Raw genomic sequence first — 10,625 nt, 5'->3', positions numbered from 1 at the left:
CCCCGTACTGTAGCCGTACCGTGCCCGTACCGTAGCCGTGTGCTAGGCGCACCGAAACCCCAGGCCACGTTGGTAATTGGCTTTGCTACAGCACCGCGTGACCAGGCGATTTCGCTCAGCCGTTCGAAGTCGGTATAAAACTTCCAAACTAGCTACGCGGGTTCGATTCCCGTCGCCCGCTCCACCAAGCCGCCCTGATCGGGGTGTCTTCCCAGGTTGCCGCCCCGTTCGGGGCGGTCCCGTGATCCGCGCGGATCCCACACCGCCCCATGCCGACTCGACGTCGGTCGTGGGGCGGTGTTCGTCGTGGGGTGAGGCGGATGCTCGCCAAGAATCCGCCAAGTCGTGCACCGCAGAGTTTGCGTCAACCGGTCACCACGACCGGCACCAGAAACGAACTCACACCAACCAAGCGGAGCACACCATGAAGACCAACACCAACGACGGGACCACCTGCCGGCCCACCCTGGCCGTGCGCCGCCGCAGCATCCGCACCCTGACCACCGACGAGCTGCGCGGTGTCCACGGCGGCAACACGTCACCCAGCGCCGCGACGAGTAACGGCCCGACCGGTGGCCCCTCCATCCGCCAGGATGGCACCATCACTCCCGGTACCTCGATCATCCGCCAGAGCGGCAACAGCGGGAGCGGTACCTCCGTGATCAAACGGGCACCGCAGTCGCCGTCGCAGTGAAAGACGCGCGGTCACCGGGTGCGCCGACCGAAGCCATCACCGACGTCGGCCACACGGGCAGACCCCGCCGCCCCCTACTTCAGGAAGACTTCCCTGCCGGTGGGGTACCCGCCCCCGGTAGTCGTGACGTGGACGTGGTCGTAGTGGCCGTACCCACCACTCTGTTGCCCGCCATCTGGGGTGTAGTAGACGCCACGCCAAATTGCGTCTTGCATCCCGAACCGGTCCGCGTTCTTCAGCACGTACGCGACGATCTCGTTTCCGAGCGCGATGCCCTGGGCGCTGCTCGGGTTGGGGATGATCACGTCGAGCGCCAACCCGTCGGGGTGCCATCTCAGCGCGTCGGGCCGGACGCCACCGATCTCGTGGATCTCCGGGAACGCCGCACTGATGGCGCGAGAAGCCAGGATGGTCCTCACCTGCAGTCCCCGCTCCGGAGCCATCCCGGTCGGTAACAACTGAGGGATGGGCACGACCCGCCAACGGGAGGCCCTCGATGCCGAAACCATCTCTCCGCCATCGGAACTCGCTACCAACTGGACATCGGACGGTGGCGGCGAGAGCGGGACCATCGGTGCCGCCACGATCTCCATGCAGCACGGTGCAACGGGGTGTCCACCTGGCTGAGCTTCGACGCCTGCCGCAGGACCAGCGCCGCGATCGGCGGCCAGCGAATAGCCAGCACCACCGACCGCGAGGAGCAGGGCGGTCGGGACCACCCACGCAACCAAAATCAAGGGAGATTTGCGTCGTCGGCTGGCTAATACGTGTCGACCCACAGCCAGCACCGTAGTTATCGAATCGTTATATGTACAGCAATGCGCGAAATCCGAATCGAACCCGGACCGACACCTGTGGGGCCAGTGTGAATACTGTGACTGGTGTTGCATGTCCACGGCAAAGGCCGACGGCGCCCAGGACGTTGCCGTGAGTAAAGGAAAGAAGCCGGTTAACAGCCGGCAATCCCGGTGTCGACGTCGATGAGATCGGAGACGAACGCGGGCGTCAATAGTCGCGAATCCGCACGCCGCGCGAACGCGACCCCTCAGACTCGGAGATCACACGCGACACACGTCTTCGGGGGCGACATGGCAGTAGAGGACGTCACGGCCGAGGCCCAGGGTGCCGAGCAGTCCGAGGGTGCGGACGCGTCAGCCTGGGCCGACGACCGACCGGTGGGCACGGTCCGCACCGCCGTCGTGATCGTCCACGGGATGGGCGAGCAGCGGCCAATGGACACCCTCGACGGCTTCGTGAAGACCGCACTCCATCCGTTGAGCGACTTGTACCCGACGACGCCGCGGAACTGGGACTACTACTACTCCCGCCCCGCCGAGATCACCGGCTCGTACGAGGCCCGGCGCTACATCGCGCGACCGCTGACCGACAAGTCGTCGCCCGAACCCAAACAGGGCCAGGCCGAGATCTACGAATACCACTGGTCGTACCTGATGACCGGCAACAAGTTCGCCGATCTGGGGCCGACCACGCTGCGGCTGTTCCTTCGCCGGCCCAGTAACGTCCCCGATCCCCTGTTCGGGATCTGGCGCGTCATCTGGCTCGCGCTCCTGGCGATCCCCGTGACCTTGGCCGCACTGTTGGTCGGCGGGCACCTGCTCGACCGAGACGTTCCGTGGTGGATCCTCGGGGCGGTCAGCAGTGCGGTCGTGTTGCTCTTCTGGCTCGGCGTGCTCCGCTTTCTGGTGCGGGCGGTGGTGAAGAGCATCACGGCGTCGTTCGTCGACGTCGCCCGCTACCTCGACACGGCGCCGCACTCCTACGCGGCGCGGCGGGCCATCCGCGGCGGTCTCGTCGACCTCTTGCACGCGCTGCACGACGAGGGTCGGTACTCGCGCGTCGTCGTTGTGGCGCACAGCCTCGGCGCCTACATCGCCTACGACGCACTGATCTCATTCTGGGCGCAGGTTCACCACCTGCACACAGAGCGGCCGGAACACCAGACGCCACTGCCGATCAAGCTCGCGTCCCTCGACGATCTCGAGAAGGCCGCTGACCGGCTCATTGCCGACGACGATGACGAGGCGCTGGACGCCTTCCAGGACCTGCAGTTCGCCCTGTGGCAGGATCTGCGGCGGCAGGGAAACCCTTGGCGCATCACTGATTTCGTCTCAGTCGGCACACCGATGGCCTTGGCCGACATCCTCGTCACCCGCCCCAAGCTCTTCAGCGGATTGAAGAAGGTGGACCGTACGCGCCGACGCGAGCTGTTCGACGGACTGGTCCGTCGCGGCGCGCTGGTCACCTGCCCGCCACGGCCGGAGACACTGCCCGTGGAGGGCGGCGAGCAGCGCAAGGCGAACTACGGATACAAGGGCGACGGCATCCGCCAGGTGCTCGGGTCGCAGTCGCCGTTCGCCGTCACGCGCTGGACGAACCTGTGGTTTCCGGTGATTCGCGGCGACCTCCGCGGCGACTGGTTCGGCGGCGCGTTGCGCCCGCTGTTCGGCCCGGGCATCCGTGACATCGGGGTGCAAGGCAACAAGCCCGCACGGTTCAAACGCGGAACGGCACACACCGAATACTTCAAGCACCCCGACGAGGGCGGTGACCATGACGCGGCCGGGCACATCCGCAAGGCGCTGGCGTTGCAGACCCACGAGGCCCTCGTGCCTCTGTTGACGGCACCACCCGCGCCCTGAAGGGGCGGTTGCCGGGTTAGTTGACGGTGCCGTCCGACCCCGCTGAACCGGCGGAGCCGGGATCGCCGGTGTTGCCGGTATTGCCGGTATTGCCGGTATTGCCCGTGGCGCCTGCACCGCCGGCTCCGCCGTTACCGCCCGGCCCGCCGGCACCTGCCGCGGCGCCCGTACCTGCTGTCGCTCCTGCGGGGTCGGTAAGCGTCGTGTCGCCGCCCTTGCCACCCGTACCGACACCCAGAGGTGTGTCGGCGGATCGCCGGCCCGGGTTGCTGGGCGGCACGAGTTTTGCGGATGGGCATGCCGATCGGCAATGGCGCCATCCAATCCATCGTGTTGCTGGAGAACGTCTGAGTGGGTTCGCGTCACGGCTCACTGGGTGCGGAGTCGCTCATCGATTCCTCACCGGTGTGTTTGATAGCCGCTCCAGAGAGACGCCTGCGCGACGAACCGGCACCACCCGCACGATCACCTCCGGTGGCGGGTCCGCCCCCGTGATGATCGCGTCCGGATTCACCGGTTTTCCTGTAGGTACGCTGGACGCCATGAACGGCTTCTTGCTGGTGCTCATCATTGTCGTCGTCGCCGCCATCGGGTTCGCGGTGTACGCCACGTCCAAGGCGTCGGGCAACCGCAACGCATCGTCTCTGGCCGACGCGAAGGCCGACGCGCGGCGTCTGATCGAGCGCCTCGGCGGCCAGGTGCTCAACATCACCGGCACCGACGACGCCTCCAAGCAGGCGATGGCCGATGCGTCGGAGCGCTACACCGCGGCGTCGTCCCAGATCGATCAGGCGACCACGGCCAAGCAGGCGCTGCTCGCCAAGGAAAGCGCGATGGAGGGGCTGTACTACGTACGCGCCGCCCGCGTCGCGATGGGCATGGATCCCGGGCCGGAGCTCGAATCGCTGACCGGCCAGAAGACCGCAGGCACCGTGACCGAGGACCGTCGAATTCAGTTCGAGGGCCGCGACATCGAGGCGTCGCCCGGCCCGTCGGAACGCACACCGAACTACTACCCCGGCGGCCGCGTTGCCGGCCGACCGGTCCCCGCCGGCTGGTACTCCGAGCCGTGGTGGAAGCCCGCCCTGGTGGCCGGTGCGTGGGGTCTGGGCTCGGCGCTGCTGTTCAGCTCGTTGTTCTCCGGCATGGGCGGCGTCGGCTATGACGCGCAGGGCTTCGAAAACGGTTACGGCGACGGCTTCCAGGACGGCATGGACCAGGGCCAGCTCGAGGGTGCCGGCCAAGACGGCGGCGACAGTTGGGGTGACGGCGGCGGCGGTGATGGCAGCGGCTGGGGAGGCGGCGGCGACGGTGGCGGCGGCTGGGGCGGCGACAGCTGGGGCGGCGGGGGCGACTTCGGTGGCGGCGATTTCGGCGGCGGGGACTTCGGCGGGTTCTGACCGTCGAAAACTGGTTCCGAGAAAACTGTCGGGATCGGGTCGGCTCGTTTCTCTTATTGGTGAAGGCGGCTCACCGGGGCCGCACTGACCCATGGAGATCCCGATGACCACGAACTACGTCTCCCCGAACGCCCCGACCGTCCATCGCCCGCAGATGACGTTCGTCCCCCAAGCAGATCCGGTGCCCCCTCCGGCCAGTTCACCGTCGCCGACGTGGAAGGCGGGATGGGTCGTGAGCGGCCTGGCAGCCCTTGTTGCCGTCGCGTCACTGGCCGTGGTGGGCGGGGTCGCTTTCAACGCATTGACCCAGTCCGCCCCCGCCCCAGCCGCATCGGTGTCGAGCCCGGCCACACCACCCAGCGGCGTCGCCGCCGTTGCGCCCGCCCCGGTCGTGCCGGCGCCCGTCGTCACCGCGTACCCCGCCATGCCAGCCCCAGCCGTAGTCGCCGGTGCCCCGCGGGTCGTCGTCGTCCCCGGCCCAGCACCCGCTCCCGCAGCTCAAGACGACCCGATCGTCACCGCGCCGGAGCCGAGCACGCCGCCGAAGCCCCCGCTCGGCATCGGCACCTGCGACCTCGTGGCCTGCGACCCGGTGCCTCCCCAGAGCCCCAACCCACTGCCCTCGTGCGGCGACCTCGTGGCTTGCGACCGGGCTCCACCGCAGAACCCCAACCCACTGCCCAAATGCGGCGACTTCGTCGCGTGCACTCCGATTCCGACGCGCCCCTGACCGGCAACTCTCAGAACCGGCTGTCCAACCTGGCCGAAACCCCGGCCTCCTGTAGGTCGAGCCGCTCCAGCATGGCCCGGGCGGCCTCGTCCTCGATCCGGCCGTCGTCGCGTTCGGCGATGAGCGCGGCCCGCTGGGCGGCCAGCACGTCGCGGTACAGCGCCGCAAAGACTTCCGCCCGCGGCGTGTGCGCCTCCGGATCGGGCATCTCGTCGGCATCCTGCGAGTGCCGCGCGATGGTGTTGCGGATCTCGGTGAGGATGCGCGGGTCGAGGCCCTCGGGCGGTTTGGCCCGGAACTCGGCCAACACCTCGTCGGCGGCGTCGTGCACGAGGCGCTCCGCCTTCAGCGTCTCCTCCCGTTCGGAGGCGCTCTCGTCGGTGGACACGCGCAGGCGACGGATGAGCAATGGCAGCGTCCAGCCCTGGATCAGGAGCGTGCCGACGCTGACGACGAACGCGATGGCCTGAATCGTCGCGCGCTCGGGGAACGGCTCGCCGTCCACCGTGGTCGCCGGGATGGCAGCGGCAGCGGCGAGCGTGACCACCCCGCGCATGCCGGTCCACGACACCACGACGTTCTCCTGCCAGGTCAGCGACCGGCGGTCGATGAGCGCTCGCCACTTTCCCGGCGGTTTGCCGCGACGACGGGTGCCCAGCGCCCCGCGGCCGCCGCTGTCGGGCGCAGGCACGCTGAGCCTGCTCTCGACGTGCCGCGACAACTCGCTGCGGCCGAACATGGCGAGCACCGACACCGGCCGAATCACCAGCACGATCGCCAACACGATCAGCGAGGCGACGCCGACCTCCGCCAATGATTCGTGGGCCTCCCGAAGGTCCTCCAGCACGAACCGCAGGTGCAATCCGATGTAGGCGAACACGAACGCCTCCAACAGCACGTCCACGGAGTTCCACACGTACCGCTCCTGAAGCCGGGTCTGGTAGCCGGCGCCCAGCGTCCCGCTGCCGACCACGAAACCCGCGACCACGACCGCGAGCACGCCCGACGCGTGCAACTCCTCGGCGGCGATGAACGCCCCGAAGGGCACCAGAAGCCCCTGCACCGTCTCCAGGCCGGGGTTGGCCAGGCGCTTGCGGATCCACAGCGTCACCAAGCCCAGCGCCGCACCCACCACCGGGCCGACCACGGCACTGTAGCTGAACAGCAGGACGGGGTTCTCGATGAAGGTGTGGCTGCCTGCGACCTGCGCCACCGCGATGGAGAACAGCGTCAGCGCGGCCGCGTCGTTGATGAGGCTCTCCCCGGTGAGGATCGCCATCACCTTCTTGGGCAGTCCCAGTTTGCGTCCCACCGCGACGGCGGTGACGGCGTCGGGCGGAGCGACGATCGCGCCCAGGACGAGCGCCGTGCCGAACGTCAACGGCACCACCACGAGCCACGACGACACCGCGGCGACGGTGAACGCCGTCACCACGACCAGTCCGACACCCAAGCCCAGGATCGGCCTGATGTTGCGCAGGAACGTCGGGAAGGAGAAGTCCAACGCGGCGGAGTACAGCAGCGGCGGCAGCACCACCGTCAGCAGGATGTGCGAGTCGAGCTCGGGCGCTTCGAATCCCGGGATGAACGATGCCGCGCTGCCGATCACGACGATGATCAGCGCGGGTTCCAGGCCGCGCCGGTGCGCCATGGCGGTCACGACGATGGCCCCAACGACGACCAGGATGAGTTCCACCCGGCGATTGTCCCGTCAAACGCGGCGCCCCGCTCCGCACGGTTGTTGGGATCGGTAGCCGCGCCCTGCGCTTGTACTTGCCCCGATGGCGACGCCAACGAGGCAACGCACGACGAAAGGGAGAACCGCAATGAAGATCCTGCCCACCAGCATCGAAGAACAGATCAACCGCGTCGACCGCACGCCGAGCCTGGCGATCGGCATCGCCAGCGGCATCACCGCGCTCTGGTGCGTCTACCGCCTGATCTGGCTGTTCTACACGGCAGTGACGTTCTCCAGTGTCGGCTGGTCGCCCATTTCACTCGTCGTCCCCTTCGTGTTGTGGACCGTGATCGGTGTCGTCGCCGGGGTCGCAGCGTTCGCCTTCCTGACCCGCTACGCCAAGGACGCCTGACCGGGTCAGGTCTGGCAGGTCGGGCACCAGAACAGGTTGCGCGCCTCCAACACCTCGGTGCGGATGGGCGTGCCGCACACGCGGCACGCCTCTCCCGCCCGCCGGTAGACGTAGGTGCGTGGCCGGTCCGGTCCGTACGACGGGGCGCCGTGGTCGTGCTCGGGCCGCACGGCGATGATCTTGCCGCGGCGTAGACCGACCTTCATCAGCTCGACGAGATCGGTCCACGCGTCGTCGAATTCCGCGGCGCTGACGTGCGTGCCGGGGCGGTGCGGGTCGATGCCGTGCCGGAACAGCAGTTCGTTGCGGTAGACGTTGCCGATCCCCGCGATCACGGCCTGGTCCATCAGCAGCGCGCCGATCGTCCTGCGGGACTTGCTGATTCGATTCCACGCGGGCGAGGGGTCCGCGTCGCGTCGCAGCGGGTCCGGCCCGAGGCGGGCTAGGACGTCGTCGACGCCGCCCTCGTCGATCAGCTCGCACGTCGTCGGGCCGCGCAGGTCGGTGCCGTACTCGGCGCCGATCATCCGCATCCGGACCTGTCCGACGGGCAGCGGCTCCCCTGTTTCTGGCAGCGGGCCGAACTCGGTGAACGATCCGTACAGCCCGAGGTGGACGTGCACGACCGCGCCGCCGTCGTAGTGGTGGAACAGGTGCTTGCCGTACGCGTCGGCCTTGCGCAGCACCCGACCGCTCACCACGGCCCCATCGAACCGCCCCTGTGGACTGCTGACGATCACGGGGGTGCGGCCGAACCGCTTCTGGTGCAGCCGGGCCAGCCGGTGCAGCGTATGCCCTTCGGGCACGGGCTATTCCGCGCCGGGCACGGGCGGCGGGACGTGCGTCTTCTCGTACTCGGCGAGGATGTCGATGCGACGCTGATGGCGCGGCGCCTCCGACCATGCCGTGGTCAGGAACGCATCCACGAAGGAGAGTGCGTCCTCGACGGGGTGCATCCGGCCGCCGATGCCGATCAATTGAGCGTTGTTGTGCTGACGGGCCAGCGACGCCGTCTCCACGCTCCACGCCAGCGCGCAGCGCGCGCCGGGCACCTTGTTGGCCGCGATCTGCTCGCCGTTGCCGGAGCCGCCGATCACGATGCCCAGGCTGCCGGGGTCGGCGACGGTCTTCTCGGCCGCGGCGATGCAGAACGCCGGGTAGTCGTCCTCGGCGTCGTAGGTGTAGGCACCGCAGTCGATCGGCTCGTAGCCGCCGGACTTCAGGTGCTCGATGATCGCCTGCTTGAGTTCGTATCCAGCGTGGTCGGAGCCGAGGTAGACGCGCATGGCCGCCATTCTGGCAGACGCGGACGTCAGCCAACCGTGATGGCGTCGAGCCGTTCCTTGATGAACGCCGACGTCGTCACGGGTTCCAGGCCTGACACCCGCCCCACCGGCGGCTCCAGCGGCGTGACCAGCGCGTCGTGGTTGGCCTCGTAGAAGTAGATCAGCGACACCAGGTCCTCCTCCGGCGCGTGCGCCTGCGGCGGCAGCACGCGATGCCTGCCCGACGGCCAGCGGCTACCACTCCAGTACTCGAGCAGGTCGCCGATGTTGACCGTGAGCGCCGCGGGGTCGTACGGGGCGTCGGCCCACCCCCCGGCATCCGAATACACCTGCAGCCCACCCGCTCCTGGCTCGCGGTCGAGCACGGTCACGGTGCCGAAGTCGGTGTGTGGGCCGATCCGGAACTGGCCAGGCTCGGGTTCACCGACGACGCTGACCGGCGGATAGTGGTTGATGTTCATCGTCCACGTCGGCCGGTCAGCCAGCGCGGCCCACGGGTTGGCCGGTAGCCCGAGCGCGTGCGCGAAGAGGGCGAGCAGGTCGTCGGACACCCGGCGCATCGCGGTGGTGTACTCGGCGATGAGCTGCTGCAGCGACGGCACCTCGGCCGGCCAGACGTTGGGCGCGAACCAGATCCGGTCGACGTCGGGGTCGCCGGTCGCGGTCTCTGCGCCAAGGCTGTAGCTCTCCTTGAGGTCGGGCGGCGTCTCGGTGCCCTCGGCGTAGGCGTTGGCCTCGGCACCTGGCCCGATCCAGCCGTGCCCGCCAACGGGCACGCTGTAGCGCTGCTTGACGGCGTCGGGCTGATCGAAGAACTCCCGGCTGCCGGCCCGCACCGCCGCGGCCAACCCCGGGTCGACGCCGTGGCCGGTGACCAGGATGAATCCCGCCCGTTGCAGGCCCTCGTCGACCTCGGCGGCCACGGCGTCCGCCTCGGCCCCGCCCGCATGCCAGCGCGAAAGGTCCACCGTCGCAATCGTGTTCATTCGCCAGCCCTATTCACCGATGTCCTCCGCCCAGAGTTCCGAATTGGCCGCGATGAACTCCGTCATCATCGTCACACACCGTTCGTCGTCCAGAACCGTGACGGCCACCCCGTGTTCGGCCAGCCAGTCGTGCCCGCCGTGGAACGTCGCGGCCTCCCCGATCACCACCGCACCGATGTTGAACTGCCGCACCAGGCCGCTGCAGTACCAGCATGGTGAGAGCGTCGTGACCATCACGGTGGAGCGGTAGTTCCGCTGACGGCCCGCCGCCCGGAAGGCATCCGTCTCGGCGTGCACGGACGGGTCGTCCTGCTGCACCCGACGGTTGTGTCCGCTGCCGAGCAGGGTGCCGTCGGCGGAGAACAGTGCCGCCCCGATCGGAATGCCGCCCTCCGCCAGGCCCTTCCGCGCCTCGTCGACGGCGACCTGCAACATCTGCTCCGGTGCGGTCACGCCGCCACGCGTTCAGCGCCGATCTTCGATCGACACAACAGGACGTAACTGCCACCGGCGAGCAGGAAGCCGACGAAGAAGGTGATGTCGCCGAGCTGCGGCAGGCCCCGCGCGATGTAGCCGACGAACTTCTCCTGGTTGGAGAACAGCAGCACCGACACCACCAGGCCGACGAGGAAGGACAACAGTCCGCTCCAGTTGGAGTACGACCGGTCGTACAGGAAGCCGGCGATGGCCTGTCCGCGGCGCAGGTACTGATCGGCGAACACCACGCCCAGCCACGGTCCGATCCAGTAGGCGATGATCAGCAGGAACGCCTCATAGCT

The 10,625-nt window shown here is 68.5% G+C and carries 12 protein-coding genes and 1 pseudogene; 5 read left to right on the top strand and 8 right to left on the bottom strand.

Going from position 1 to position 10,625, the window contains the following annotated elements:
* Window positions 1-424 precede the first annotated feature (424 nt).
* Entirely contained in the window at window positions 425-694 is a 270-nt protein-coding gene (locus QOC69_RS01965) for a hypothetical protein (protein ID WP_526435824.1), read from the top strand.
* Between the two features lie 74 nt (window positions 695-768).
* On the opposite strand, the gene QOC69_RS01960 is transcribed toward QOC69_RS01965, so the two are convergent.
* A complete protein-coding gene (locus QOC69_RS01960) occupies window positions 769-1,473 on the bottom strand; it encodes a VldE C-terminal domain-containing protein (protein WP_526435822.1) in 705 nt (234 codons plus the stop codon).
* Window positions 1,474-1,782: 309 nt separating this feature from the next.
* Between QOC69_RS01960 and QOC69_RS01955 the strand changes: the two genes are divergently transcribed.
* Window positions 1,783-3,354 (top strand): hypothetical protein, encoded by a 1,572-nt coding sequence (locus tag QOC69_RS01955; protein WP_526435820.1) that lies wholly within the window; start codon window positions 1,783-1,785, stop codon window positions 3,352-3,354.
* 16 nt (window positions 3,355-3,370) lie between these two features.
* On the opposite strand, the gene QOC69_RS01950 is transcribed toward QOC69_RS01955, so the two are convergent.
* Window positions 3,371-3,634, bottom strand: coding sequence for a hypothetical protein (locus QOC69_RS01950; RefSeq protein WP_526435818.1), 264 nt, complete (start codon window positions 3,632-3,634; stop codon window positions 3,371-3,373).
* A 262-nt stretch (window positions 3,635-3,896) separates the two neighbouring features.
* Here QOC69_RS01950 and QOC69_RS01945 point away from each other — a divergent pair, with 262 nt between their 5' ends.
* Both QOC69_RS01945 and QOC69_RS01940 read left to right on the top strand, forming a co-directional pair.
* On the top strand, window positions 3,897-4,754 hold the full coding sequence (locus QOC69_RS01945; protein WP_526435816.1) for a DUF1542 domain-containing protein: 858 nt from the start codon (window positions 3,897-3,899) through the stop codon (window positions 4,752-4,754).
* A 103-nt stretch (window positions 4,755-4,857) separates the two neighbouring features.
* Entirely contained in the window at window positions 4,858-5,484 is a 627-nt protein-coding gene (locus tag QOC69_RS01940) for a hypothetical protein (RefSeq protein ID WP_526435814.1), read from the top strand.
* A 10-nt stretch (window positions 5,485-5,494) separates the two neighbouring features.
* Here the strand turns inward: QOC69_RS01940 and QOC69_RS01935 are convergent, their stop codons facing one another.
* Window positions 5,495-7,180: a cation:proton antiporter gene (locus QOC69_RS01935; RefSeq protein WP_526435812.1), complete on the bottom strand. Its 1,686-nt coding sequence runs from the start codon at window positions 7,178-7,180 to the stop codon at window positions 5,495-5,497.
* Between the two features lie 130 nt (window positions 7,181-7,310).
* On the opposite strand from QOC69_RS01935, the gene QOC69_RS01930 reads away from it, so the two are divergent.
* Window positions 7,311-7,574, top strand: a complete 264-nt coding sequence (locus QOC69_RS01930; RefSeq protein WP_526435810.1) for a hypothetical protein — start codon at window positions 7,311-7,313, stop codon at window positions 7,572-7,574.
* A 5-nt stretch (window positions 7,575-7,579) separates the two neighbouring features.
* On the opposite strand, the gene QOC69_RS01925 is transcribed toward QOC69_RS01930, so the two are convergent.
* The 5 genes and pseudogenes from QOC69_RS01925 to QOC69_RS01905 form a co-directional block, all read right to left on the bottom strand.
* Window positions 7,580-8,380: an Fpg/Nei family DNA glycosylase gene (locus QOC69_RS01925; protein ID WP_526435808.1), complete on the bottom strand. Its 801-nt coding sequence runs from the start codon at window positions 8,378-8,380 to the stop codon at window positions 7,580-7,582.
* Window positions 8,381-8,383: 3 nt separating this feature from the next.
* Window positions 8,384-8,860, bottom strand: a complete 477-nt coding sequence (locus QOC69_RS01920; protein ID WP_526435806.1) for a ribose-5-phosphate isomerase — start codon at window positions 8,858-8,860, stop codon at window positions 8,384-8,386.
* A 26-nt stretch (window positions 8,861-8,886) separates the two neighbouring features.
* Entirely contained in the window at window positions 8,887-9,846 is a 960-nt protein-coding gene (locus QOC69_RS01915; RefSeq protein WP_526435804.1) for an isopenicillin N synthase family dioxygenase, read from the bottom strand.
* A 9-nt stretch (window positions 9,847-9,855) separates the two neighbouring features.
* Entirely contained in the window at window positions 9,856-10,281 is a 426-nt protein-coding gene (locus QOC69_RS01910; RefSeq protein WP_526435826.1) for a nucleoside deaminase, read from the bottom strand.
* A gap of 14 nt (window positions 10,282-10,295) precedes the next feature.
* Window positions 10,296-10,625, bottom strand: a pseudogene (locus QOC69_RS01905) (cytosine permease); the annotation flags it as partial.

This window comes from Mycobacterium sp. (assembly GCF_032162105.1).
Lineage (GTDB): Bacteria > Actinomycetota > Actinomycetes > Mycobacteriales > Mycobacteriaceae > Mycobacterium.
The sequence above is the reverse complement of the archived record's forward strand: the minus strand, read 5'-3'. Positions and strand labels throughout refer to the sequence as shown.

What these genes read in the sequence shown, in the direction of transcription:
- QOC69_RS01940 (WP_526435814.1), top strand. Translation starts at nt 4,858, where the DNA reads ATGACCACGAACTACGTCTCCCCGAACGCCCCGACCGTCCATCGCCCG.
- QOC69_RS01945 (WP_526435816.1), top strand. Translation starts at nt 3,897, where the DNA reads ATGAACGGCTTCTTGCTGGTGCTCATCATTGTCGTCGTCGCCGCCATC.
- QOC69_RS01930 (WP_526435810.1), top strand. Translation starts at nt 7,311, where the DNA reads ATGAAGATCCTGCCCACCAGCATCGAAGAACAGATCAACCGCGTCGAC.
- QOC69_RS01920 (WP_526435806.1), bottom strand. Translation starts at nt 8,860, where the DNA reads ATGCGCGTCTACCTCGGCTCCGACCACGCTGGATACGAACTCAAGCAG.
- QOC69_RS01910 (WP_526435826.1), bottom strand. Translation starts at nt 10,281, where the DNA reads ATGTTGCAGGTCGCCGTCGACGAGGCGCGGAAGGGCCTGGCGGAGGGC.
- QOC69_RS01965 (WP_526435824.1), top strand. Translation starts at nt 425, where the DNA reads ATGAAGACCAACACCAACGACGGGACCACCTGCCGGCCCACCCTGGCC.
- QOC69_RS01915 (WP_526435804.1), bottom strand. Translation starts at nt 9,846, where the DNA reads ATGAACACGATTGCGACGGTGGACCTTTCGCGCTGGCATGCGGGCGGG.
- QOC69_RS01955 (WP_526435820.1), top strand. Translation starts at nt 1,783, where the DNA reads ATGGCAGTAGAGGACGTCACGGCCGAGGCCCAGGGTGCCGAGCAGTCC.